Source organism: Streptococcus oralis (assembly GCF_023109155.1).
GTDB classification, from domain to species: domain Bacteria; phylum Bacillota; class Bacilli; order Lactobacillales; family Streptococcaceae; genus Streptococcus; species Streptococcus oralis_BZ.
In genome coordinates this window covers 44466-69279 of the sequence record NZ_JALDUA010000005.1, presented here as the reverse complement: position 1 = coordinate 69279, position 24814 = coordinate 44466, and the positions used below count along the sequence as shown (strand labels likewise).

The window sequence follows — 24814 nt, the reverse complement described above, 5'->3', positions numbered from 1 at the left end:
AAAAATCTAACTTTTGGGGTGTTTTACTATGAAATTAACTTATGATGATAAAGTTCAGATCTATGAACTTAGAAAACAAGGATATAGCTTAGAGGAGCTTTCAAATAAATTTGGGATAAACAATTCTAATCTTAGATACATGATTAAATTGATTGAACGTTACGGAATAGAAATCGTTAAAAAGAGGAAGAATCGTTACTATTCCTTTAAATTGAAACAAGAAATGATTAAGAAAGTTCTGCTGGAAGGTCGTTCACAAAGAAGTGTTAGTCTTGATTATGCCCTCCCAAACCAAGGAATGCTTCCAAGTTGGCTGGCGCAATACAAGAAAAACGGGTATACTATTGTTGAGAAAACAAGAGGGAGAGTACCTAAAATGGGACGTAAACGGAAGAAAACTTGGGAAGAAATGACAGAACTAGAGCGACTTCAAGAGGAGAATGAGCGTCTACGTACCGAGGTAGCCTACCTAAAAAAGTTAAAAGAGTTAGAGGAAAGGGACGAAGCCTTAGAGCGAGAAAGGCAGAGACAGTTAGAGAAATGGCTTCAGGAAGATTTCGACTAGATTTACTTCTTGAAACAGCACGTTTAGCTCGTTCGACCTACTACTATCACGTGAAACAGCTAGACAAACCAGATAAGGATCAAGAACTTAAAGCTGAAATTCAATCCATTTTTACTGAACACAAGGGAAATTACGGATATCGTCGAATTCATTTAGAATTAAGAAATCGTGCTTATGTGGTCAATCATAAAAGAGTTCAACGCTTGATGAAAGTGCTCAATTTACAAGCTATAATCCGCAAGAAACGCAAGTATTCTTCTCATAAAGGAGACGTTGGCAAGAAGGCAGAGAATCTCATTCAACGTCAATTTGAAGGCTCTAAACCGATGGAAAAGTGCTATACAGATGTGACAGAGTTTGCCATTCCAGCAAGTCCTCAAAAGCTTTACTTATCGCCAGTTTTAGATGGATTTAATAGCGAAATTATCGCCTATAATCTTTCAACTTCGCCCAACTTAGAACAAGTGAAAGCTATGTTAAACCAGGCCTTCAGTGAGGATCATTACACAAATACTATTCTCCATAGTGATCAAGGGTGGCAATACCAACACGATTCTTATCATCGGTTCCTAGAGAGTAAGGGAATTCAGCCATCTATGTCACGTAAAGGCAACAGCCCAGACAACGGCATGATGGAGTCCTTTTTTGGTATTTTGAAATCGGAGATGTTTTACGGTTATGAGAAGCACTTTAGATCTTTAGAAGACCTTGAACAAGCTATTATAGACTATATTGATTACTACAACAATAAACGAATTAAGGTCAAACTAAAAGGACTCAGTCCTGTGCAATACAGAACTAAATCCTTTCAATAATTATTTGTCCAACTTTTGGGGGTCAGTACACTTTAAGCGTTTTTTCTTTTTTCAATTTTAATCATCACAAAATTTATATATCATTTAATCAATTCACTTTTATTTTTTCACGCAGTTCCTATCATATTATTTTTTATAATATGATATAATACGAGTAGAAAACGATTTTGCTACTTGAATTTTACAGATTTAAAAGATTTTCCAAAAATTAACATAATGTTATGTTGAAAAGCATTGTTTTTAAAAAGAGTTAAGATTTGAGCGAGTATATATTAGATATAGATGATTGTTTACTAAAAACACTATTGGAATAGACAGTTTGAAAGGAAGATATGATTAAAAAGTATGATGTAAGATATAATCAGTCAACTAATATAGTGGTTTAATCTAAAGTAGAAAAGTGGGATGTAATTTTTCATTTACAATTGAGATATATATTTAAAACATAATAAGTTTTTCATGAGATTGACTCAAAAAAATTAAATATGACAAAACAAAAGTATAAGAAAGAATATATTAATACTCTGCTGTAAATTATGTAACTTATTTAGTAGGGATGTATTAAATATTGAATGATTTGCTTTTTGGTTTGTGTCTCTCTAAAAAATTGCTAATAATCAGGAATGAACATTTAAAGAATTAGTTAAATATGTATTAGGAAGAAACAGATGGGTTCAAAGAAAAATAAAAAAATTAATAAAATTCAAAATAGAAGACAGGTCATCAGCAATTATGATATAGTAGAACTTCAGAAGAAAATTGCCTTAGGAAAAAAGTTATCTGTCAGTGATATATTTAAAATAAAAAGCTCGAATAATTCAGAAATTAAAAGACAATTTTTTAAAACAACTACAATAGCTAATGAGTATTTTTCTTATCATTCTAATAAAGCAATTATAAAAAATATTAAGAACACTGATTTTACAGGATTTAATATTCATCTTGAGAGTTTAACTCTTATGAAAGAGCTAGAATGGTTTCTGCTTGAATTATTATCGTTTAAAGATGAGATTAATTACTATTTAGGATTGAAATCAGAGTTTGAAGATTCCTTTTTTAGAAGAAATTGTGATTTTGGAGAACATATTTTAGCAGAAATAAAAGAAAATCTTGGTTTTTCTCTATGGGAATTTGAAAATGAACTGTTAATAAAAATAAATAAAGAGAAACATAATAAGAGTGAACTTATAGAAGAAGTTAACTCTTTATATCAAGACGATAAACCTTATTCAAGTTTCAATGCCTTATTACTATCTTTAATTGTTGATAAAATATCAGATGAATCAGACTCATTTCTTTATTACCAAACTATTAGTAAAAAAATTGAAGGGATTCCTGAGCCTTTTAAACATGTTCTTTCTTATTTTCTATTATGTGAATCTTATCCTTTATATAATGAAAAGGAAGTTAGCAAATTGCTAGCACACTCAACTATGTTATCTATAGTTGATAGATTTAATATATTAGTGAAATTACTACTAAATTTTCCTGAGAATATTAAGAAAAAAATACGTGATAATTTTTCAAGTATATTAAACCAATTTGACGATTATAAAATAAAGAAATTTCTATCAGAAAGGTATGATTTATTAGATAATTTAAATAGAAGTGACATTGATTTTATTGAAACACAACAGCAGTTATCGGTTAAAAATTATAAGAACAATAGTAATTTGATTGGTAAGGTAATAAAGGAATATTATCTAAGTTATTCAACTGTAGACTTATTGAGTAGATATGTATCATCACAAAATAGAGAAGAAGAAGAACTCTACAAAGACTTAAAGATAGAGTATATTCCAGATTTTGTAGATATAATAAATTGTTATGTTAAGATTAAGAATTTTAGTTTTTCTAGTGACCATATAAGTAAGCTTTACTATTACACAAGAAAGTATAGTAGTTTCGATTTATTAAACCAATTTAGGTTACATCTAAGAGCATTATCTACAGGGGCGCTAGATGATAGAAGGATTGAACTTTATGATAAATACACTACACTATCCTGTCTAAAGTATACTATAGATGCCATAGATGCTGTAAAAATTTTAAATAAAAATATTGATTTTAAAATTTATTTAGATGATATTTTTAGTTTAAAAGTTAACAATATAAAATCTGTAGCAGATGTTGAGCTAGGGTTATCTCTATTAAGAAATATCAAGCTGGATATCAATAGTTTAAATAATTTTTCGCAATCAATTGAGGATTTGCAATTACCGGTATGGTATTTAGAAGAAGTGAAATATTTTATTTTTAATCATTACTTGGATAGTAATGATTTACAAAATGCGATAGCAGAATTATCGGATGCCTATTTTAGAAGGAAAAATTCTATCTGTATTTATCCTTTGGATAAAATGAGAGAGTTACTTGATCAAGAAACATTATGTTTTGATTTATCGAAAATAGAGGTTCCAATTGTCGCAAAATTATGTAACTCTTCTAAATTAAAATATATTTTCGAAGATTATCTAGAAGAAAACATGATAGATTATCCTTCAAATATGAAAATGGGAACAAATAATGAAAACAAAGTGCGCTTTGTGTTAGAATCTATTTGTACACGAGAATTATTATCGGAATTAACTATGATTTTAGAATCTGAAGAGCAAGTGACTAATGAACGATTAAGTATTCTTAGTAAATTGAACGAATCGAATGTTGGGGAGTTCGATAATAAATATGCGAAAGAGATAAGTGAGTTATCACAAGAAGTCTTATTAAAAAAATTAGTACGTTCGGTAAACCGAAGCAAGTTAACTGTTGATAGTGAAAAAATATATCAAAAAAATAAGGATGAACTTGGTAAGTTCTTTAATGACTTTATTGATACAAAAGAAGAGCGATTATTGGGATATTTTACAAATGATCAATTAAATGAGAATAAACAATTACTTTTTATTGGATTGAAAGAATATAATCCCAAAATGGGAGCTTTAGAGCGTTTGTTTACTAAAGTTGTTATAAAATTCTTGTTTGATGATGATGGCTTAGATTCATATCTCAGCACAAGGGTAAGACATGGAACTTTACAAGGACAAATTAGACGTGCTTTTAGTAATAATAATTTAATAACAGAAAAGATATCGGATACATCCAATATATACGCTCCAAATGAGTATATAAAAAAAATAGTTGAACCAAATTATGATAAAATATCAAGTATTCTTAATGATTTCTCAGAATCAGTGGATGATGAAATAACACGTATAAAGCAAGAAATATTACAAATCAAATACGGAGAGAGAGGGATAGATTCCGGGATTTTTAATTTGAGTGAAAGCTTTTATGATATAGAAGATGAAGTATATAATAAAGTAAAAGTACTAAATGATCCAAAACAAATATATGATAAAATTGTAGAGTATATCTGGAAAAAAATTGATATAAAAGTATTGATGTTACAAAAGATGATTAAAAGTGACATAACAAAAATCTTTATTGACAAACTTACAAACTTGGAACATCGTTTAGATAGGAGTGGGTTAGAATTATCTATTATTAGAAATAATATCGCAAGTTGTAAGACAGACATTCAAAATTCATTAGAAGAAATAGCAGGATGGTTTGAACGTTCGCAAATTTCAGATGATACTGTAGTCCATAGCGAAGATCTAATTTCTGTTTCTAAAAATATAATTTCAAAAATAAATTCTGATTTTGAAAAAATAACATTTAATTTGGAATTAAATAAAGACTATAAAATTTCTAGTAGAGAACTTCCATTTTATATCGATATACTCTTGATTTTATTCAACAATGCTATGAAACATAGTGGTGTTAAAAGTGATGACCTTATTATTAATGCTTCCATAATTGAAAATGAAGATGGATCTACTATTAAGTTTAGCAATAATTACTTAAGTGAAAAGGAAGACTTAATTAGAGAGTCAATTGAAACTTTGAAACAGAGCTTAGATGAAATAGCAAGTAGTGATAATATTCCAAGGTTAACTAAAGAAGGAGGATCGGGCTACCATAAATTATTTAAAATAATAAAAATTAATTTTATTAAGGACCCCTTTTTTGAATTTTGTATATCGAAAGATAAATTTGAAGTGATTATCAGAATGGAAGGATAGCAGTGAAAATATTAATTATTGAAGATGATAAAAATAAAAGTACTCAAATTATTGAGCGTTTGAGTAGCTACTTTACAGATATAGATTTTACTGTCAAAAGATCATTTCAACAAGGAGTAAAAACACTAAGGAGTTCTAGTTTTGATGTATTACTTCTGGATATGACATTGCCTACATTTGATATTGATATCAATAGCAGTGGAGGAAAGATTAGAAACTTTGCTGGGATGGATATTTTAGATGTAATGCAGCAGAGGCAAATAGGTCTTAAAACAATTGTAATAACTCAATATGAAAGTTTTGGGGAAGAATTAGTTACAATATCTCAGATGAAGGATATATTAAAAGATCGATACAACAAAAATTTTGTTGATATAATATATTATAGTTCTTCGTCTAAAAGTTGGTTTGAAAGTTTAAAGAAATTATTAGGAGATCTATATGAAAGTATTAATTGTTGATGATAATACTGATAAAATCAAAGAAATAACAAAAGTTTTTAATAAAAAAAATTGGGAAATTGACACTTCAACAGGTTCAGTAGAAGCAATGAAAAAACTTAAAGAAACTGAATATGATTTATTAATTTTAGACCTAATTATTCCTAAAAAAATTGGTGTTGATGACGTGAATTTGAAGAACTCAATTGATTTGTTAGAACGAATTAAAAAGGGGAAAGGGTTAATTGAACCTAAAAATAAAGTAGCTTTAACGGCAGATACAAATGCGCTTGAACAGGGGCACCCAATTTTTTCTTCAGCATTTATAGAAATAATAAAATATGATCTCTCTTCTCGAGGGTGGCGTGATAATTTATTTTCAAAAATAGAGATGATTGAGAATTTTACCCCAAATTATTATCAAAAAAGAGGATACCTTTACGATTTTGCAATCATAACCGCGTTAAAGTCACCAGAATTAGATGCGGTCAAGCAAGTTTTCCCAGATTTAGAACAAATTAATATCGAGGGTGATACTTCGTATTATTTTGGAGTAAAACTAACAGATGGAAGAAAAATCTTATTAGCTACTGATAACCAGATGGGAATGGTTGCTATGTCACAATTTACTGAAAAAATAATTCAAACTTTTCGTCCATATAATGTTTGTATGTGCGGAATAGCAGCTGGAGTAAAAGGGGAGGTGAATTTAGGTGATATAATGGTATCTAAGGAATCATGGAACTATGATAGTGGGAAAATAGTTGAAGGCTCTTTCAAACCTGATTATAGTTCTATTTCGATCCATGAGGAATTAGTTTCAAAGATAAATAAAATTGTTGATCTTCCCGTAAAGTTATTTAAAATAAAAAAAGAATTTTCTGGGCCAACCCCTGAACATGATTTACAAATGAAGATAGGTCCAGTTGCTTCTGGATCAAGTGTTGTAGCAGATAGGGAAATTTTAAAAAGACCACAAAGTTTGACTAGGAAATTACTTGGTCTTGAGATGGAAATTTATGGGATGTATTTTTCTTGTAAACATACTTCAACACCTAGACCAGAGAACTTTCTTGCGGTAAAGAGTGTTTGTGATTTTGCTGATGCAGATAAAAATGATAGTTATCAACAATATGCAGCATATACAAGTGCAAGTTTTTTAAAATTAATTATTGAGGAAGGTGTATTTGATTCTGAAGATTTCTGATGTCTTAATTTTCTTTCAGACTTTTAACTGGAAATATTTTGAAACTAAACGAGGCTGGGACAATAGTGTCTCGATTTTATCAAAAAAAGCAACGGTTTGAACGGCACCCCAAAAGTTAGACAGAAAAAATCTAACTTTTTGGGGTGTTTTATTATGTGACTATTAGTCCGTCTCGCTCCGTTAGGTGCGAGACAAATAAACCACCCGCTATGCGGGTGCGCGTCGAAGGTTATACCAAAAACTCCAAACGCGATACAATAAAGGTGTTCAAGCCAATTGTAAAGCGAAAGGAGAAAAATATGGCACAAAAGGCACATAGTTTATCACACACAAAGTGGATGTGTAAATATCACATTGTGTTCACCCCTAAGTATAGACGAAAAGTCATTTATAATCAATATCGAAGCAGTTTGGGAGAAATATTTCGTCGATTATGTAGTTATAAAGGTGTTGAGATTCTCGAAGGCCATTTAATGCCTGATCATGTACATATGTTAGTAAGTATTCCACCAAGGATAAGCGTTTCAAGTTTCATGGGGTATTTAAAAGGCAAAAGTGCACTCATGATGTTTGATAAACACGCCAACCTCAAGTATAAGTTTGGGAATCGGCATTTCTGGGCAGAAGGTTATTATGTAAGTACAGTAGGGCTCAATGAAGCCACAATTAAGAAATATATTCAAGATTAAAGAAATTATCAAGTGGATGATTTCTTCACGAGTATAAAAATTCGAGAACGAGTAAAGCATGATATAGCACTAGATAAAATGAGTGTAAAAGAATATGAGGATCCCTTTAGGGATAGTGGTAAGTAATACTAAAGCCTCTTTGAGAGGTTTGTGACGAGTCAAGAGCAATAAGGCTTGAACAACGTGAAAGCCAGCGTCTTTAGGCGCTGGCTGGTAATTTGGGCTTATAGCCCTGGTGCAAACCACCCGTTAGACGGGTGGTCATGATTTCTATCTTAGTCTTATAAATTTTTCTTCTTTTTGGTTTGGGAGACATGGCACTGGGGGATGTTGGTTTTAAAAACTATTAACTGTATTTTAGTATTCTCAAATTGTTTCTAGTAGCCTTTTCAAAAGAATATTAAGCGAAACTAAATTTAAGGAAACTTTCAGAAAAGTTTTAGTTTCATTTCAGGAATCTTCTGTAGACTGTCTAGCTATATCATACGAAGGAGAGGAAAAAGGTATGAAATCAAAAAAATGGACCCTACTCGCAACGAGTTTAACGGCAATGGTGCTGATGGCAGCATGTGCCCAGTCAACAACTACATCCAATATCAAGGCAACTACAAATAATGCAACAACAACTTCAACCAAAACAAATCCATCTTCCTATTTCACAGAGAAGGACTATGATACTTCCTATAATGAAAGCACAGCTTCTAAGATTGAGCTATCTGGCTCATCTGCAAACGTCTCTGGAGATGGTGTGACAGTTTCTGGCTCAACAGTGACCATCACAAAATCTGGAACCTATGTGATTTCAGGTCAGTCTGACGGAGTACAGATCAAGGTTGAAGCAGATGAGTCGGCAGATGTTCAGCTAGTCTTAAAAGGTGTCACCATGACCAACACCAATGCAGCGATATCTGCGACATCAGCTGGTCATGTCTACCTGACTCTAGCAGAGGGAACCACCAACAGTCTCTCTGACTCAAGCTCTAACAGTGACGAAAAAGCAGACGCAGCTCTCTTTTCTAAGGTGGATTTGACCATCAACGGGAAAGGAACTCTCAATGTAGATGGCAAGAAGAACAATGGTATCAAGGCCAACGACACCCTCCACATCACGGGTGGAACCTATAACATCACAGCAATTGGCGATGCCTTTAATGTCAATGATGAACTCAACATCACTGGTACGACCATGACTATCGATGCCAAGGAAGATGGCGTAAAGGTGGACAATGACGAGGATACTTCAGTCGGAACCATGTACCTATCCAACAACAACATCACCGTCACAGCAGGAGATGATGGCATCCACGCTTCTGGAGACCTGGTTATCGATAGTGGTACCTACACCGTCAAAAATTCGACAGAAGGACTTGAAGGTAAGTCCATCACTATCAACGGTGGGGACATTAGCATCTATTCGACAGATGATGGAGTCAACGCAGCTAATAAAAACGCCCAACAGAGTGAAATCTTCTTCACTATGAACGGTGGGAACCTGACAGTAGAAGTCGGCCAAGGGGACACAGACCCAATCGACTCAAACGGCAATATCACAGTTACAGGCGGAACCATTAAAATGACTGGTCAAACAGGTTTTGACTTTGATGGAACTGCGACCTACACAGGTGGAGATATCTATCTCAACGGTGAAAAACAAACGGAAATTGTCAACTCTATGCCTGGAGGTGGTGGACCAAATGGAGGCCCTCAAGGTGGCGGTCCAGCCCCTGGCGGACAAGGATAAAAAAGAATCTCCTTTCTCGAAAGAGAAGGGAGAGCTTTTGTGTTTGAGAGATGGATTGTAGCTAAAACAACTCCCAATTAGGTCTTGAAAATTTCTTAGTCTGTTTCATATAAAAATGAGTAAAATGAATTTCCGTCGCCAAGGTCATTAGAGTTGCGATAGCAATGACGATGGTAGGATTGGCTGAGAAAAGCAGAGGAAGAATAGGCCTTTAAAAAGTGGACAGGAAAGACCATTTCAGAGTATCGAGAAGAGATTTAGAAACAGCTCTAAAAGCAATAGCTATCCATTATAAGCATCAGATAATAATATCTGGTGCTTTATTTTTAAAAAAATTCAGATTTTTTCTTGACAAGTGAGTAATTACTCACTACAATAGGTTTATATTTAGCAAGTGAGTATTAACTCACCAAGGAGGAAGTAAATGAAAACATTACTACATTTACAAGATTTAGTAAAATCTTTTGACCATCAAATAGTTCTGAATCATGTCAGCTTGGAATTGCAGCCAGGAGAAATTATAGGCTTAATTGGTCCGTCTGGTGCTGGTAAATCAACCATGATTAAAACCATGTTAGGGATGGAAAAAGCAGATGGAGGTGTCGCTTTAGTTTTAGACCATACCATGCCTAATCGTCATATTTTAGGAGATATTGGCTATATGGCCCAGTCAGATGCTTTATACGAGGCCTTGTCAGGCCAAGAAAATCTGGAATTTTTTGGTCAGCTAAAGGGGCTTTCTAAAAAAGACCTGAAGGCGGAAATAGCTCATATAGCTCAGGTAGTAGATTTGACAGACCATTTAAACAAGGCAGTCTCTGGTTATTCTGGAGGGATGAAACGACGCTTGTCGCTTGCTATCGCGCTGTTAGGGAATCCTCAACTCTTGATTTTGGACGAACCGACAGTTGGAATTGATCCTTCTCTTCGAAAGAAAATCTGGAAAGAATTATTCGCGCTTAGAGACAATGGGATTGGGATATTAGTTACTACCCATGTTATGGATGAAGCAGAGTTGACGGATAAGGTCGGCTTATTATTAGGCGGAAAAATCATTGCTTTTGATACACCGCAACACTTAAAAGAAAGTTATCAAGTTTCAAGTATTGAAGAAGTATTTTTAAGAGCAGAAGGTGAGTAAAATGAGAACAATAGCGATTGCAAAAAAAGTCATCAAAGAATTACTTCGTGACAAACGAACTCTAGCCCTGATGTTTATAGCACCTGTTTTTATCATGTGGCTGATGAACCTCATGTTTTCAGCTAGTACAACCGTGAATGTCAAGTTAGCAACACAGGATCTACCAACTGGTTTGGTAACGAAAATGGATGAGCTCGATCATGTGGACGTTGAGACTTATCAAGATTTAGATCAAGCCAAAGAAGCGCTAGCAAATGAAAAAGTCGATGCTGTGATTTCTTATAAAGACGGTGAGTATCAGGTCGACTACGCAAACACAGATGCCTCCAAGACCTCTATGATACGACAAGTGTTACGGACAAGTATCGCCAGTGAAGGCACCGATCAGTTAGTATCTCGTGTTAAACAAGCTCTTCCACAATTGGACTCGGACGCAAAAATACCAGAAATCAAGGAGTCTTACCAGTATGGAGATGAAAATACAAGCTTCTTTACCAGTATGATTCCGGTTTTGATAGGTTTTGTAGTTTTCTTCTTTGTCTTTTTGATTTCAGGTATGGCGCTTTTGAAAGAGCGCACCAGTGGAACACTAGAACGTTTGTTAGCAACACCAGTGAAACGATCTGAAATCGTCTATGGCTATATGTTGTCTTACGGTATTATTGCGATTTTTCAAACGGCAGTTGTCGTTTTAGCAGCAATTTGGCTACTAGATGTAGAAGTTGTAGGAAGTATTTTAAATGTTATAATAGTTAATGTGGTACTGGCTCTTGTAGCGCTAGCTTTTGGAATTCTCTTGTCTACTCTAGCAAAATCAGAATTCCAAATGATGCAATTTATTCCTCTCGTGATTATGCCCCAACTTTTTTTCTCAGGAATTATTCCATTGTCATCCATGGGAGAATGGGCTCCAACTGTGGGGAAATTTTTGCCATTAACCTATTCTGGTGATGCAATAAGCCAGATTATTCTTTACGGGCACAATCTTGGTGATATTTTGTCAAATCTTGGTGTTTTAATGATTTTCTTGATCATTTTAACAATTCTTAATATTGTTGGATTGCGTCGTTATCGTAAAGTTTAGAAATCAACATAAATAATGCTAAAAAGGTGTGAAGATTAGATGGATAAGACTGTTTTTGAATCGTTTGAAGATTACTTAGAAGAAGCGAATTACCCTCAAGGAAAGAAAAAAATCATGCAGGCAGCAGTGGATCTCATATCAACCAGGAGTTACCATGGGACCTCAACTCTTCACATAGCTGAGCGTGCTGGACTAAGCCAGGCAACTTTGTTTAAGTATTTTAAGACGAAGGATGATTTACTGACGGCTATTTTACATCCTGTAGTCCCAGGCATTTTCGGTAGTTTTTTTGAGGAACTCTTAGCTTTTGAAACGACAGAAGAGAGGGTTCGTTATCTCGTCCATGATCGTATGAGCTATCTCAAAAAAAATCGTGCTTTGATGAAAATCATTCTGCAGGAGAGTTTTTCAAATAAAAAACTAAAAAATGAACAGATTTTTATCTGGAATGCTATTCAAGATAAACTTCGAGTACTTCATAAGGAATTGCTAGCAGATCCACGTGTAAATCCAGAGTTAACGAGTCCTCAAATGGTTCGTATTTGTGTTGGCCCGTTGTTGGCTTACTTCGCTCAGCTTTATATCGTTAGTGACAACGGAGAAATAAAGGAAGAAGATCTAGACTTATTAGAAAAACAAATTTTAGGTGGTTTGTGGAAATAAGGGAGTTCTAGAAGAACTAAGGTTTATTTACTTGACTTTCAAACAAGCTAAAAAAGACATATTCTGCTTATTTCAGATTCATGTCTTTTTTGTTGTTGAATTTGGTATTTATTTATAACTCCTCAATCACTCTGCACAAGGCTTCCACATCTTCTTTTCGACTAGACCAGGCGGTCGCAAAACGGATGAGGGTATGGTTATCATCATATTTTTCCCAGTAAGAGAAAATCACCTTTTGATCCAGTTTTTTCATCTGTTCATCATTCACAATACAGAAGACTTGATTGGTTGGATTTTCAAAATAAAGGGGGAGACCAGCATTTTTACAAGCTAGACGAATTTGGTTGGCGTAGGAAATCGCATCTTCGCCAATCGTCTGATAGAGCTTATCTTTAAACAATTCGTCAAATTGAATGCCGAGAAGTCTTCCTTTGGCTAGAAGGGCGCCGTGTTGTTTGATAATGCTGGTCATGTGAGGAAGGAGTTGAGGATTTGGGATAACGACGGCTTCCCCGAGAAGAGCGCCACATTTGGTCCCGCCAATATAGAATGCGTCGCATAAGCGAGCCAAATCAGCAAGGTTGACATCATTTTCAGGGCAGGCAAGTGCGTAAGCAAGACGAGCACCATCTACGAAGAGTTTGATATTCTTTTCCTTACAAACCTGAGAAATAGCTTCTAATTCTGCTTTTGAATAAAGAGTTCCGAGCTCAGTTGGTTGAGAGAGATAGACCATTCCTGGCATGACCATATGCTCATGATTTTTATCAGCCCAATAATCTTCAATTGTTTCTTTGATTTGCTGGGCAGTTATTTTTCCATCGCTTCCCTCTAGTTCGAGTACTTTATGACCTCCAAATTCTATAGCACCAGCCTCATGAACGCTGATATGGCCAGTTTTTGCAGCGATCACCCCTTGATAAGATTGGAGGAGGCTGTCAATCATGACTTGATTGGTCTGGGTTCCACCGATAAGAAAATGGACAGCTGCCTGCGGACAAGCGCAGGCTTTTCGGATGCTTTCAACAGCACTGGCACTAATCGAATCGTTCCCATATCCGCTCATTTCCATTTCATTGGTTTCCATGATTCGTTTGAGAATCGCAGGATGTGCTCCTTGAAGATAATCATTTGCAAAATTTAGAGTTTTGTTTGTCATAAGAGACCTCTTTCTTGATTGATGTATTCATTGTACAAGAAATAAATGCATTACACAAACGTCAAAAAATCATATCAACTATGATAAAATGGAATAGATAAAAGAAAAGGAGTGAAAAATGGACGCAAGTAAGTGCCAGGCAGTTCTAATCGCTAGTGAAACAGGTTCTTTTTCAGCTGCAGCAGAACAACTCAATTATACTCAGTCAGGGATTACGAGAATGATTTCGAGTTTGGAAGAAGAATTAGAATTTTCCTTGTTTATCCGCAGTAAAAAAGGAGTTCGCTTGACGGAGAATGGGAAATTGATGTTGCCTTATTTCAGAGAAATCGTTGAATCCAGTCAGATTGCGCAAGAGATGAGTGATGATATAAAAGGTGTCGTTCGTGGCTCCATCACGATTGCCTGCTACTTTAGTGTATCTTCTATGTGGATGCCTCGTCTTTTAAAAGTTTTTTCAGAGAGCTATCCCAATATCCAGATCAAGTTGTTGGAGGGTGGGAATAAGGAAATAGCTAAGTGGTTGGCCGAAAAATCTGTCGACATCTGTTTATGTGCAGAACCTCAAGACAAGGCGGATTATAGTTGGGAAGAACTCTATCGGGATCCACTTCTTGTTTGGCTGCCCCAAAATCATCCCAAGGCTAGACAAGTTCAATACGAGATGAAGGATTTGGAGGCAGAGGAGTTTATCCATACCTTACCTGGTCAAGACACAGACCAGGACAGACTAATTGAGCAAGAAGGTTTAAATTTAAAAACACGTTTTACAACAAAAGACGGTTTTACGACCTACCAGTTAGTAAAAGCAGGTTTAGGAGTGAGTTTTAATCAGGCTATGATTGCACAGGATTGGGAAGAAGATGTAGTACAGTTACCTTTAAACCCACCACGTTTTGTCTCGCTGGGCCTTGCTTTGCCAAAACAGAAACCGACTTCTCCAGCGGTGCAACGATTTCTCAAGTGTATGGAAGAGGAGATTTCTGGATTGATAAAGACAACTCCTTGACACTTCGTCAGCTTTTGATACAATAGTACAAAATTACAGGAGGTGAGCTATGATTCAGAAGCATGCAATTCCCATTTTAGAGTTTGATGACAATCCTCAGGCGGTCCTTATGCCAACACATGAGGGGCTAGATTTAAAGTTGCCAAAGAAGTGCATCTATGCATTTTTGGAGGAAGAGATTGACCGCTATGCTCAGGAAGTAGGGGCGGATTGTGTTGGTGAGTTCGTTTCGGCCACCAAGATTTATCCAGTCTACGTCCTCAACTACAAGGGCGAGGAGATTTGTCTGGCCCAGGCGCCCGTAGGCTCTGCCCCAGCGGCCCAGTTTATGGATTGGTTGATTGGCTATGGTGTGGAGCAAATCATTTCCACTGGAACCTGTGGTGTCCTAGCCGATATAGAGGAAAATGCCTTTCTCGTCCCTGTTCGCGCTTTGCGAGATGAGGGGACGAGCTACCACTATGTAGCGCCTTCTCGTTATATGGAGATGCAGATTGAGGCTATCTCTGCCATTGAGCAAATTTTGGAGCAAAGAGGCATTCCTTATGAGGAAGTTATGACCTGGACGACAGATGGTTTTTACCGAGAGACAGCTGAAAAGGTTGCCTACCGTAAGGAAGAAGGTTGTGCTGTTGTGGAGATGGAGTGCTCGGCTCTTGCGGCAGTAGCTCAGCTACGTGGAGTTGTCTGGGGGGAATTGCTCTTTACCGCAGATTCCTTGGCGGATCTGGACAACTACGACAGTCGCGACTGGGGCTCAGAAGCTTTTGACAAGGCACTCGAACTCTGTCTTGCCATTGTGCACCACATGTGAGTGTTCTGACTGTTTTTATGGTAGAATGTAGCTATGTTATTCAAATCATTTTTGGAAAAAATCAAGACGACGCTGTCTCGGTTATCACCAGCCCGTCGCATCTTTTTAAGTTTTGCCTTAGTTATCTTACTGGGCTCGCTCCTTTTAAGCCTTCCCTTTGTGCAAGCAACAACGTCACAAGCGACCTACTTTGACCATCTCTTTACGACGGTGTCCATGGTCTGTGTGACAGGGCTCTTTACCCAGCCAGTGGCTTCTACCTACAATATCTGGGGCCAGTTGATCTGTATGCTCTTGATCCAGATTGGTGGTTTGGGGCTTATGACCTTTATCGGAATCTTTTATATCCAAGGTAAGCAAAAGCTCAGTCTTCGTGGCCGGGAGACTATTCAAGAAAGTTTCAGTTATGGAGAAACCCAGTCTCTAAAGGATTTCATCCGCTCGATCTTTCTGACGACTTTTTTGGTGGAAGGAATTGGTGCCTTTCTCCTGAGTTTCCGCTTCATTCCTGAATTTGGCTGGGGCCGAGGGGTGTTAACCTCTATCTTTTTGGCTGTTTCAGCTTTCTGTAATGCTGGATTTGACAATTTTGGAAGTACGAGTTTGGTAGCTTTTCAAACGGACCCCTTGATCAATCTAGTCATTGCGGGTTTGATTATCACGGGTGGTCTAGGATTTATGGTCTGGTTTGACCTAGCGACCCAGTTTGGGAAAAAGAAAAAACGCCGCCTGCGTTTCCATACCAAGTTGGTTCTCTTTTTAACAGCGGGAATTCTGCTCTTTGGAACCGTATCGACTTTGTTCATCGAGTGGAACAATCCTGGAACGATTGGAAATCTCAGCGCTCCAGAGAAATTGCTGGTTAGTTTCTTCCAGACCGTCAGCATGAGAACGGCAGGCTTTGCTTCCATTGACTACACTCAGGCTCGACCAGTTACCTTACTGCTCTACATCCTACAGATGTTTCTGGGCGGGGCACCTGGAGGGACAGCAGGGGGGCTCAAGATTACGACCTTCTTTGTCTTATTGGTCTTTGCTCGTAGCGAACTATTGGGCTTGCCTCATGCCAATGTGGCTCGGAGGACCATTGAACCCCGAACTGTGCAAAAATCTTTCAGTGTCTTTATTATCTTCTTGCTAACATTCTTGCTGGGCTTGATCCTACTAGGGATAACAGCAGAGGGAAATCCGCGCTTCATCTACCTCATGTTTGAGACCATTTCAGCCCTTGCGACAGTTGGGGTGACGGCAAATTTAACACCAGAGTTAGGCAAGATAGCCCTCAGCATCGTTATGTTGTTGATGTTTATTGGCCGTATTGGTCCCTTGACACTACTGGTCAGTGTAGCGGAATACCAGCCAGACAAGAAAGATACGATTCACTATATGAAAGCAGATATCACTATTGGATAAGAAAGGAAGAACGATGTCAGATCGGACAATTGGAATTTTAGGCTTGGGAATTTTTGGGAGCAGTGTTTTGGCTGCCCTAGCCAAGCATGACATGAATATCATTGCTATTGATGACCACGAGGAACGCATTAATCAATTTGAACCTGTGCTGGCGCGTGGGGTAGTTGGAGATATCACGGATGAAGAACTCCTTCTATCAGCGGGGATTGACACCTGTGATACCGTAGTTGTCGCAACGGGTGAAAATTTGGAGTCCAGTGTTCTCGCGGTTATGCACTGCAAGAGTCTAGGAGTGCCGACCGTCATTGCCAAGGTCAAAAGTCATACAGCTAAAAAGGTGTTGGAAAAAATTGGTGCGGACGCAGTCATCTCACCAGAGTTTGAAATGGGGCGCTCATTGGCACAGACCATCCTCTTTCATAACAGCGTAGACGTCTTTCAGCTAGACAAGAATGTATCGATTGTCGAGATGAAAATCCCCCAATCATGGGTAGGTAAAAGCCTCAGTCAGCTAGATTTACGTGGGCGATACAACCTCAACGTACTTGGCTTTCGTGCCTACGAAAATGCTCCTCTGGATGTCCAATTCGGACCCAATGACCTCTTAGAGGCAGATGCCTACATCATGGCCGTCATTAATAACCAACATTTGGACACCCTAGCTGAACTGAGTGAGTAGGAGAGGAAGGGTACTCTCTTTCCAACAATTAACGAGTCAATATAAGTATTTTATAAGAGGGATTTAAGAAAAATTTTAACTTTTTCTTAATCCTTTTTAATTTTAGGAGATTATACTAGAGTCATCAAAAAAAGAAAACTCTAAGGAGAATCCTATGAAATTCAATCCAAATCAGAGATATACTCGTTGGTCTATTCGCCGTCTCAGTGTCGGTGTTGCTTCAGTTGTTGTGGCTAGTGGCTTCTTTGTCCTAGTTGGTCAACCAAGTTCTGCACGTGCTGATGTCGTCAATCCGACCCCTGCCCAAGTCGTGCCAGACACTGCTTCGGTGAGTGAAAAGAGCGACTTACCAGCAGAGGTTCTCAAAAAATCAGTTGATGTAGCTCTTCCTTCAGAACAGTCTGTTCCAACACCTAAAGCAAGTGTGGATACGACAAGCTCTTCAGAAAAAGCGGATGTAACTGCTAAAGAGCCAGTGGTAGAACCAAAAGAAGAAGTGCAAGCACAACCTGACTCTAAGAAACAAACAGAAGATGCAGTTAAACCTGTGGAAAGTCCTGCGTCTACAGGTTCTGGACAAGACCGTGAAGCCAGTGAAGCGCAACCGGCGACCACTCCAGCTGAAGTGCAAAAAGGTGTGGCTGATAACACAAAAGACACAGTAGATGTCCCAGCCACTTACTTGGATAAGGCTAACTTCCCTGGTCCCTTCACAGCCGGTGTCAATCAAGTCATTCCATATGAATTCTTTGCTGGTGACGGCATGTTGACTCGCCTGATCTTGAAAGCATCTGATAAGGCTCCATGGTCAGACAACGGAACAGCTAAAAATCCTGCTCTCCCACCAGTAGAAAAATTGGGCAAAGGCCTTTACTTCTATGAAGTGGATTTGGCTGGAACCCAAGGAAAATCTGACAAAGAGCTGCTTGACCTTTTGAAACAAAATGGTACACAAAGCTATAAGGCTACTATCAAGGTGTACGGTGCGAAAGATGGCAAACCTGACTTAACTAATCTGGTAGCAACTAAAGATTTGGATGTCAACTTGAATGGTTTGACCACCCCAGCTGAAGTGCAAAAAGGTGTGGCTGACAATACCAAAGATACAGTAGATGTCCCAGCCACTTACTTGGACAAGGCTAACTTCCCAGGACCATTTACAGCTGGTGTCAACCAAGTCATTCCATATGAATTCTTCGCTGGAGACGGCATGTTAACTCGCCTGATCTTGAAAGCATCCGATAAGGCTCCATGGTCAGACAACGGAACAGCTAAAAATCCTGCTCTCCCACCAGTAGAGAAATTGGGCAAAGGCCTTTACTTCTACGAAGTAGACTTGGCAGGCACCCAAGGAAAATCTGACAAAGAGCTGCTTGATCTCTTAAAACAAAATGGTACACAAAGCTATAAAGCTACTATCAAGGTGTACGGTGCAAAAGATGGCAAGCCTGACTTAACTAATCTGGTAGCGACTAAAGATTTGACTGTTAATTTGAACGGCTTAACCACTCCAGCCGAAGTCCAAAAAGGTGTGGCCGACAACACCAAAGATACAGTAGATGTTCCAGCTTCATATTTGGATAGAGCCAACTTCCCAGGACCATTCACAGCTGGTGTCAACCAAGTCATTCCATACGAATTCTTCGCTGGAGACGGCATGTTAACTCGCCTGATCTTGAAAGCCTCTGATAAGGCTCCATGGTCAGACAACGGAACAGCTAAAAATCCCGCTCTCCCACCGGTAGAGAAATTGGGCAAAGGCCTTTACTTCTACGAAGTAGACTTGGCAGGCACCCAAGGAAAATCTGACAAAGAGCTGCTTGACCTTTTGAAACAAAATGGTACACAAAGCTATAAGGCAACCATCAAGGTGTACGGTGCAAAAGACGGCAAGCCTGACTTAACCAATCTCGTAGCGACTAAGGATTTGGCTGTTAATTTGAATGGCTTGACCACACCAAATCAGGTTAAAGAGTCTGTTGTTAACAATGTCAAAGACATGATTGATGTTCCAGCTAGCTACCTTGATAAGGCTAAGGTTCCTGGACCTTTCTTGGCTGGTGTCAACCAAGTTATTCCGTACGAAGCTTTTGGTGGAGATGGTATGTTGACTCGCCTCTTGTTAAAAGCCTCAGACAAAGCCCCATGGTCCGACAACGGAACAGCTAAAAATCCTGCTCTATTGCCACTTGAAGGCTTGGCTAAAGGTCAATATTTCTACGAAGTGGATTTGAATGGCAATACGGTTGGCAAAGATGGTCAGGCCTTGCTGGATCAACTTCGAGCTAACGGAACCCATACATACCTAGCTACTGTTAAAGTCTATGGATCTAAAGATGGCAAACCTGATTTGACCAATCTGATTGCTACTCGTCAAGTAACGATTCAACTTCGTGGAAAAGAAATGGCGACAATACCATCTCAACAAGGTCAGATGAATACGAAGCCTTCTGAAACAGGCTCTACAGGTACGACTGAGGGTGTGATGGGTACAAATAACCATATGTCAGATATGAAAGTAGATCAACCAGCTTCTAGCCCAATGGCTAATATGATGAAAAAAGATGATAAAGCGATGCTACCAAATACTGGGGAAGCTAAAACGGCTACAGCAGGCCTTGGTATCTTTGGTCTAGCCTTGGCAGGTCTTGTTGGACTTTTGGGTTTGACAACCAAACGAGAAGATTAAGATTCAAATCATTTAAACATTAGAGAAAATAGTGTTATACTAAAGCAAGTATAACACTGTTTTTATCGAAGGAGTGTCAGATGAAAAAGACAATTTTGCTGGTTGATGATGAAATAGATATTCTAGATATTCAACACCGCTATCTTATACAGGCGGGTTACGACGTTTTGGTCGCCCATGATGGCAAGGAGGGATTAGAGCTTTTCAGAAAAAAATCTATCGACCTCATTATCACAGATATCATGATGCCCAATATGGACGGGTATGATTTTATCAGTGAAGTTCAGTATATCGCTCCGGATCAACCCTTCCTCTTTACAACTGCTAAGACAAGCGAACAGGATAAGATTTATGGATTAAGTTTGGGGGCAGATGATTTTATAGTCAAACCCTTTAGCCCACGCGAATTGGTTTTAAGAGTGAATAATATCTTGCGTCGCCTTAGCCGTGGAGGAGAGACAGAACAGATCGAGTTTGGTGACTTAGTGATCAACCATGTGACTCATGAGGTTCGCATTGGGGAGCAACCTTTGGAATTGACAGTAAAATCCTTTGAACTTCTATGGATATTAGCCAGCAATCCCGAGAGAGTCTTTTCAAAGACGGAACTTTATGAGAAGGTATGGCAAGAGGACTATGTGGATGATACCAATACACTCAATGTTCATATCCATGCTTTGAGGCAAGAGTTGACCAAGTATACGAATTCAAATGCTCCTGCTATCAAAACTGTCTGGGGTTTGGGTTATAAGATGGAAAGACCAAGAGGTAGAACATGAAATTAAAAAACTATATTTTAGTGGGGTATCTAGTGTCGACTCTACTAACGATTTTGGTCGTTTTCTGGGCAGTCCAACGGATGTTGATCGAGAAAAGTGAAGTTTACTTTCTCGTTGGAATGACCTTGATTGCTAGTTTCATTGGCGCTGCAGTGAGCATCTTTCTTTTGTCGCCAGTGTTCTCTTCTCTGAAACATTTGAAAAAACAAGCTCAGGATATAGCAAGCAAGGATTTCAGCACAGAAATTGAAACCAAGGGACCATTAGAATTTCAAGAGCTGGGCCAGGCTTTTAATGACATGTCCCACAATTTGCAAGCCACCTTTCAATCACTTGATGAGAGCGAGCAAGAAAAGAGAATGATGATTGCGCAGCTCTCTCACGATATTAAAACTCCCATTACCTCCATTCAGGTTACTGTGGAGGGAATTCTAGATGGAGTGATTAAGGAAGAGGAGCGACTCCACTACTTAGCCACGATTGGTCGGCAAACCGAGCGTCTAAACAAGCTAGTGGAGGAATTGGATGTTCTGACTCTTAACACCCAACCTCAAGATACTGCTGATGAAGAAGTCGAAGAGGTCTTTTTAGATCAGCTGTTGATTGAGTCAATGAGTGAATTTCAACTCCAGATTGAACAAGAGGAGCGAGATGTTTACATTCAAGTATCACCTGAGTCGGCGAAAATCAAGAGCCATTCTGACAAACTTTCTCGCATTCTGGTCAATTTGTTAAACAATGCCTTTAAATATTCAGAACCAGGAACCAGAATCGAGGTTCTTGCCCAATTAACAGAACAAGAGCTGAGAATCAGTGTGAAAGACGAGGGTCAGGGAATCCTTCCTGAAGATTTGGAAAAGATCTTTAAACGACTTTATCGTGTAGAAACTTCGCGCAATATGAAGACAGGTGGACATGGATTAGGACTTGCGATTGCACGCGAACTAGCCCATCAGCTTGGTGGCGAAATCACAGCAGAAAGTCAATATGGCTTAGGAAGCAAATTTACATTCAGCCTCAATTTGAAATAAAGCTGTAAAATCCCTTTACATATCTAGCTTTTCATGGTATAATAGCCTTTGTGTGAAATAGCAGCAGGAAAGCATGAAGCTCGTCAACAGGTGTCTTATGACAAGTAACCTTGGCTGTTTAGGCGAAGGGCATCTGCACGAATCAGGGCTTTCTAAGTGACTATTTCCGCCAAATATTATTTATATCAGGAGGACATACATATGTCACGTTATACAGGACCATCTTGGAAACAAGCTCGTCGCCTTGGCCTTTCACTTACAGGTACAGGTAAAGAATTGGCACGTCGTAACTACGTACCAGGACAACACGGACCAAACAACCGTTCTAAATTGTCAGAATACGGTTTGCAATTGGCTGAAAAACAAAAACTTCGTTTCACTTACGGTGTAGGTGAAAAACAATTCCGTAACTTGTTCGTACAAGCTACAAAAATCAAAGGCGGAATCCTAGGTTTCAACTTCATGCTTCTTTTGGAACGTCGTTTGGATAACGTTGTTTACCGTCTTGGTCTTGCGACTACTCGTCGTCAAGCTCGTCAATTCGTAAACCACGGTCACATCCTTGTTGACGGAAAACGCGTTGATATCCCATCATACCGTGTAACTCCAGGTCAAGTAATCTCAGTTCGTGAAAAATCATTGAAAGTTCCAGCAATCCTTGAAGCAGTAGAAGCTACTCTTGGACGTCCAGCATTCGTATCATTCGATGCTGAAAAATTGGAAGGTTCATTGACTCGCTTGCCAGAACGCGACGAAATCAACCCAGAAATCAACGAAGCACTTGTCGTTGAATTCTACAACAAGATGCTTTAATTTTAAGAAATATCTTACAGAAAGCCTACAACAGTGGGCTTTTTGCTTTGTCTTAAAAGGTTGATTTCTGGGTTTGCTTAGATATTTGCTAGATTGATTTCATTGCTGCTTCAAAGAATGAGACGGCTTTTTTTGCGTTCTCTTTTGAGAGGTAAAAAGAAGCGTGACCCTCCCACAGCTATAGAGCTTTTAGGCGGGAAAACCACACTTCTTTCTTGAATTAATTTTACATCATTTTGACTTAAAAAACAAATAGAGGCGTCCCACCTCCTACCGCAGAAAGATCTGTTTCAAGGGGAGATGGAAAACCTCTATTCGTTAATTTAATTATAGCCTAAAAAACTTTTAAATACAAGGCTATTGAGATAGTAAGGGGGAAAAAAGAAGTAACCATCATTCCGACCACATAGTAGACAGGGGGGAACAAGATTACTTCCTTTATTTACTTAAGTATACAACATTTTTACAAGAAAGCAAAGTAGCAGGTTAGTCTAATGGGGTGCTTGTTGTACTTTAGCAAGTAAGGTGTGCTATAATGCTTTTAACAGGAACTAAAAGCCATTAGTAAATAACTAATATTGGGTCATATTGTTCCGATGTTAGAGAGAAGGAACTTAATGAAATTATGGGAATATGTTGATAAAAATGTTCGCCTTATTTTAGAAGATGGGACCTCCATCAAGGGTAGGGTGGTTGATTGGTTTGACGGTTATGATTTAGATGGTCCTGACGAAATAGTTATAGGTGATCGCTCATATCCTGAAGATATTATCAAGAAAATCAAAATTATTAGTGCTTAGTTCAACCTAGGCGATTTTATCGACTAACTATAAAAAGTATAAGAACTATCGAAAAAATAGCAGAGAGGAAAATAAATGAGTAAACAGCTTTGGAAGTATCTTCGATCAAGGGTTCAGATAGTCACTAATTGCGATAAGATAATCAAGGGACGTGTCATAGACTTTGTTGACGAAATGGACAATGATGAGCAAGATGAAATCACTATTCTCATTGCTAATCCTAGTCCAGATGAAGCTACTGAAATTTCTCTCTTTGAGAGTGAGATTGTCTCGATTAAAACAATCTCATAGGACTTAGAACAATCTAGGTGCTTTTACCTGCCTTATTTGAAAGAAAACACTATGGAAAAGGATTTAGTTTATATGGCAATATTAGATGATTTACAAGAGTTATATGACAATGGTTGGGATGCCTCTTTTGATTATAATGGTCAAGTATGTGGGATTTTTCCTAATTCTGTTCATGATATTGTAGTGGTGATTGGAGATAAGGAATACCAGGTATCATCATTCATTGATCTGATTTCTCTAAAAATTGACGATAACACTTTAGTAGAAATTATGGATGGAATTGAAGTGCAGTATTATTAAAATAAAAATCATCTTTGATGAATGAACTGCACCCCAAAAATTAGATTTTGTCTGTTAAATTTTTGGAACGTAGCTCAATATGCTACAACGTTCTTATTAGGAGGGGATGGGTAATGGGTTATAGTCAACAAGTATTAGACATGCTCCAGCAAACAGTCAGTGGTCAGATTGATAATTTTTGGGATTTTTCCTTTACGTTTAACGCTCTTTTTGGAGAAGATGCGGAATTTTCCGAGGCTTGGGATAATGAAAACTCTGAAATGTTTGACGCTCTCAATGACTTTGAGTTGATGATATTTTTAGAGGAACATGATCCAAGCGACAAACAAGGTTTTATCGATTTCTTAACACCTTACTACGAAAAAGCAAAGCAATTAGCCAATATTGAAAGGAATATTTAAATGACACTCTGGAAATTTAACCGTACAGATGTAATTATCACGTTAAAAAATGGCGCGGTAGTTAGAGGATTTGTAGAAGACTATTGTGACGCCTCTGACAATGACGAGGAGATTGACTCCTTGCTGGTAGATGTTGATGGAACTCTTTATGAATATTTTGAAGATGAAATCGTCAGCATCATAGAAAGCTAGTAGTGGGAATAGAA

At 37.9% G+C, this 24814-nt stretch carries 22 protein-coding genes and 2 pseudogenes; 22 read left to right on the top strand and 2 right to left on the bottom strand.

Annotation, left to right across the window (positions count from 1 at the left end; translation table 11 throughout):
- The first annotated feature begins 28 nt into the window (after positions 1 to 28).
- The 6 genes and pseudogenes from M1F63_RS08950 (at position 29) to M1F63_RS08925 (ending at position 9542) form a co-directional block, all read left to right on the top strand.
- A protein-coding gene (locus M1F63_RS08950; RefSeq protein ID WP_125454068.1) for an IS3 family transposase occupies positions 29 to 1380 on the top strand; the annotation gives its coding sequence in 2 pieces (ribosomal slippage) (positions 29 to 470 and positions 470 to 1380; 1353 coding nt in all).
- A gap of 668 nt (positions 1381 to 2048) precedes the next feature.
- Positions 2049 to 5465: a hypothetical protein gene (locus M1F63_RS08945; RefSeq protein ID WP_173875668.1), complete on the top strand. Its 3417-nt coding sequence runs from the start codon at positions 2049 to 2051 to the stop codon at positions 5463 to 5465.
- A gap of 2 nt (positions 5466 to 5467) precedes the next feature.
- The gene (locus M1F63_RS08940; protein ID WP_173875669.1) at positions 5468 to 5926 is read left to right on the top strand and encodes a hypothetical protein; all 459 of its coding nucleotides are present in this window, start codon (positions 5468 to 5470) and stop codon (positions 5924 to 5926) included.
- Positions 5907 to 7112, top strand: a complete 1206-nt coding sequence (locus M1F63_RS08935) for a phosphorylase family protein (protein WP_247941231.1) — start codon at positions 5907 to 5909, stop codon at positions 7110 to 7112. The genes M1F63_RS08940 and M1F63_RS08935 overlap by 20 nt, the downstream gene beginning before the upstream one ends.
- A 299-nt stretch (positions 7113 to 7411) precedes the next feature.
- Positions 7412 to 7927 (top strand): annotated as a pseudogene (tnpA, locus tag M1F63_RS08930) (IS200/IS605 family transposase).
- A gap of 379 nt (positions 7928 to 8306) precedes the next feature.
- Entirely contained in the window at positions 8307 to 9542 is a 1236-nt protein-coding gene (locus M1F63_RS08925) for a carbohydrate-binding domain-containing protein (protein WP_247941230.1), read from the top strand.
- A gap of 61 nt (positions 9543 to 9603) precedes the next feature.
- Here the strand turns inward: M1F63_RS08925 and M1F63_RS10190 are convergent.
- Positions 9604 to 9738: pseudogene (locus M1F63_RS10190) on the bottom strand (low temperature requirement protein A); the annotation flags it as partial.
- Between the two features lie 228 nt (positions 9739 to 9966).
- Between M1F63_RS10190 and M1F63_RS08920 the strand changes: the two are divergent.
- Genes M1F63_RS08920 through M1F63_RS08910 form a run of 3 tightly spaced genes read left to right on the top strand, consistent with a single transcriptional unit; the run spans position 9967 to position 12430 of the window.
- Positions 9967 to 10683 carry an ABC transporter ATP-binding protein gene (locus M1F63_RS08920; RefSeq protein WP_247941229.1) on the top strand — a complete coding sequence of 239 codons (717 nt, stop codon included), beginning with the start codon at positions 9967 to 9969 and terminating at the stop codon, positions 10681 to 10683.
- A gap of 1 nt (position 10684) precedes the next feature.
- Positions 10685 to 11767 carry an ABC transporter permease gene (locus M1F63_RS08915; RefSeq protein ID WP_247941228.1) on the top strand — a complete coding sequence of 361 codons (1083 nt, stop codon included), beginning with the start codon at positions 10685 to 10687 and terminating at the stop codon, positions 11765 to 11767.
- Between the two features lie 39 nt (positions 11768 to 11806).
- Positions 11807 to 12430 (top strand): TetR/AcrR family transcriptional regulator, encoded by a 624-nt coding sequence (locus tag M1F63_RS08910; RefSeq protein WP_033629180.1) that lies wholly within the window; start codon positions 11807 to 11809, stop codon positions 12428 to 12430.
- A 112-nt stretch (positions 12431 to 12542) separates the two neighbouring features.
- Here the strand turns inward: M1F63_RS08910 and M1F63_RS08905 are convergent, their stop codons facing one another.
- Positions 12543 to 13589: a threonine aldolase family protein gene (locus M1F63_RS08905; RefSeq protein WP_247941227.1), complete on the bottom strand. Its 1047-nt coding sequence runs from the start codon at positions 13587 to 13589 to the stop codon at positions 12543 to 12545.
- Positions 13590 to 13707: 118 nt separating this feature from the next.
- Here M1F63_RS08905 and M1F63_RS08900 point away from each other — a divergent pair, with 118 nt between their 5' ends.
- The 13 genes from M1F63_RS08900 to M1F63_RS08840 all read left to right on the top strand — a co-directional run bounded on the left by M1F63_RS08900 (position 13708) and on the right by M1F63_RS08840 (position 24800).
- Positions 13708 to 14598, top strand: coding sequence for a LysR family transcriptional regulator (locus M1F63_RS08900; protein WP_247941226.1), 891 nt, complete (start codon positions 13708 to 13710; stop codon positions 14596 to 14598).
- A gap of 49 nt (positions 14599 to 14647) precedes the next feature.
- Entirely contained in the window at positions 14648 to 15412 is a 765-nt protein-coding gene (locus tag M1F63_RS08895; RefSeq protein ID WP_247941225.1) for a nucleoside phosphorylase, read from the top strand.
- Positions 15413 to 15445: 33 nt separating this feature from the next.
- A complete protein-coding gene (locus M1F63_RS08890; RefSeq protein WP_247941224.1) occupies positions 15446 to 16825 on the top strand; it encodes a TrkH family potassium uptake protein in 1380 nt (459 codons plus the stop codon).
- 13 nt (positions 16826 to 16838) lie between these two features.
- On the top strand, positions 16839 to 17504 hold the full coding sequence (locus M1F63_RS08885) for a potassium channel family protein (RefSeq protein ID WP_084859286.1): 666 nt from the start codon (positions 16839 to 16841) through the stop codon (positions 17502 to 17504).
- A gap of 154 nt (positions 17505 to 17658) precedes the next feature.
- Positions 17659 to 20193 carry an SSURE domain-containing protein gene (locus M1F63_RS08880; protein WP_247941223.1) on the top strand — a complete coding sequence of 845 codons (2535 nt, stop codon included), beginning with the start codon at positions 17659 to 17661 and terminating at the stop codon, positions 20191 to 20193.
- An 80-nt stretch (positions 20194 to 20273) separates the two neighbouring features.
- Positions 20274 to 20972 (top strand): response regulator transcription factor, encoded by a 699-nt coding sequence (locus M1F63_RS08875; RefSeq protein WP_033583600.1) that lies wholly within the window; start codon positions 20274 to 20276, stop codon positions 20970 to 20972.
- Positions 20969 to 22003: a sensor histidine kinase gene (locus tag M1F63_RS08870; RefSeq protein WP_000769387.1), complete on the top strand. Its 1035-nt coding sequence runs from the start codon at positions 20969 to 20971 to the stop codon at positions 22001 to 22003. Before M1F63_RS08875 ends, M1F63_RS08870 begins: the two co-directional genes overlap by 4 nt.
- Before the next feature lie 201 nt (positions 22004 to 22204).
- A complete protein-coding gene (gene rpsD, locus M1F63_RS08865; protein ID WP_000092756.1) occupies positions 22205 to 22816 on the top strand; it encodes a 30S ribosomal protein S4 in 612 nt (203 codons plus the stop codon).
- Positions 22817 to 23433: 617 nt separating this feature from the next.
- Positions 23434 to 23616 (top strand): hypothetical protein, encoded by a 183-nt coding sequence (locus M1F63_RS08860; protein ID WP_000780387.1) that lies wholly within the window; start codon positions 23434 to 23436, stop codon positions 23614 to 23616.
- Positions 23617 to 23691: 75 nt separating this feature from the next.
- Positions 23692 to 23907: a hypothetical protein gene (locus tag M1F63_RS08855; protein WP_000043341.1), complete on the top strand. Its 216-nt coding sequence runs from the start codon at positions 23692 to 23694 to the stop codon at positions 23905 to 23907.
- Positions 23908 to 23979: 72 nt separating this feature from the next.
- On the top strand, positions 23980 to 24207 hold the full coding sequence (locus M1F63_RS08850; RefSeq protein ID WP_009013763.1) for a hypothetical protein: 228 nt from the start codon (positions 23980 to 23982) through the stop codon (positions 24205 to 24207).
- Between the two features lie 113 nt (positions 24208 to 24320).
- Positions 24321 to 24608, top strand: a complete 288-nt coding sequence (locus M1F63_RS08845; RefSeq protein ID WP_000542381.1) for a hypothetical protein — start codon at positions 24321 to 24323, stop codon at positions 24606 to 24608.
- Positions 24609 to 24800: a hypothetical protein gene (locus M1F63_RS08840; protein WP_000177340.1), complete on the top strand. Its 192-nt coding sequence runs from the start codon at positions 24609 to 24611 to the stop codon at positions 24798 to 24800.
- Positions 24801 to 24814 lie beyond the last annotated feature (14 nt).

Coding starts and splice junctions, on each gene's coding strand:
- M1F63_RS08905 (WP_247941227.1), bottom strand. CDS start 13,589: ATGACAAACAAAACTCTAAATTTTGCAAATGATTATCTTCAAGGAGCA.
- M1F63_RS08915 (WP_247941228.1), top strand. CDS start 10,685: ATGAGAACAATAGCGATTGCAAAAAAAGTCATCAAAGAATTACTTCGT.
- M1F63_RS08925 (WP_247941230.1), top strand. CDS start 8,307: ATGAAATCAAAAAAATGGACCCTACTCGCAACGAGTTTAACGGCAATG.
- M1F63_RS08935 (WP_247941231.1), top strand. CDS start 5,907: ATGAAAGTATTAATTGTTGATGATAATACTGATAAAATCAAAGAAATA.
- M1F63_RS08845 (WP_000542381.1), top strand. CDS start 24,321: ATGGGTTATAGTCAACAAGTATTAGACATGCTCCAGCAAACAGTCAGT.
- M1F63_RS08895 (WP_247941225.1), top strand. CDS start 14,648: ATGATTCAGAAGCATGCAATTCCCATTTTAGAGTTTGATGACAATCCT.
- rpsD (WP_000092756.1), top strand. CDS start 22,205: ATGTCACGTTATACAGGACCATCTTGGAAACAAGCTCGTCGCCTTGGC.
- M1F63_RS08945 (WP_173875668.1), top strand. CDS start 2,049: ATGGGTTCAAAGAAAAATAAAAAAATTAATAAAATTCAAAATAGAAGA.
- M1F63_RS08900 (WP_247941226.1), top strand. CDS start 13,708: ATGGACGCAAGTAAGTGCCAGGCAGTTCTAATCGCTAGTGAAACAGGT.
- M1F63_RS08870 (WP_000769387.1), top strand. CDS start 20,969: ATGAAATTAAAAAACTATATTTTAGTGGGGTATCTAGTGTCGACTCTA.
- M1F63_RS08890 (WP_247941224.1), top strand. CDS start 15,446: ATGTTATTCAAATCATTTTTGGAAAAAATCAAGACGACGCTGTCTCGG.
- M1F63_RS08840 (WP_000177340.1), top strand. CDS start 24,609: ATGACACTCTGGAAATTTAACCGTACAGATGTAATTATCACGTTAAAA.
- M1F63_RS08920 (WP_247941229.1), top strand. CDS start 9,967: ATGAAAACATTACTACATTTACAAGATTTAGTAAAATCTTTTGACCAT.
- M1F63_RS08875 (WP_033583600.1), top strand. CDS start 20,274: ATGAAAAAGACAATTTTGCTGGTTGATGATGAAATAGATATTCTAGAT.
- M1F63_RS08860 (WP_000780387.1), top strand. CDS start 23,434: ATGAAATTATGGGAATATGTTGATAAAAATGTTCGCCTTATTTTAGAA.
- M1F63_RS08880 (WP_247941223.1), top strand. CDS start 17,659: ATGAAATTCAATCCAAATCAGAGATATACTCGTTGGTCTATTCGCCGT.
- M1F63_RS08850 (WP_009013763.1), top strand. CDS start 23,980: ATGGCAATATTAGATGATTTACAAGAGTTATATGACAATGGTTGGGAT.
- M1F63_RS08910 (WP_033629180.1), top strand. CDS start 11,807: ATGGATAAGACTGTTTTTGAATCGTTTGAAGATTACTTAGAAGAAGCG.
- M1F63_RS08885 (WP_084859286.1), top strand. CDS start 16,839: ATGTCAGATCGGACAATTGGAATTTTAGGCTTGGGAATTTTTGGGAGC.
- M1F63_RS08855 (WP_000043341.1), top strand. CDS start 23,692: ATGAGTAAACAGCTTTGGAAGTATCTTCGATCAAGGGTTCAGATAGTC.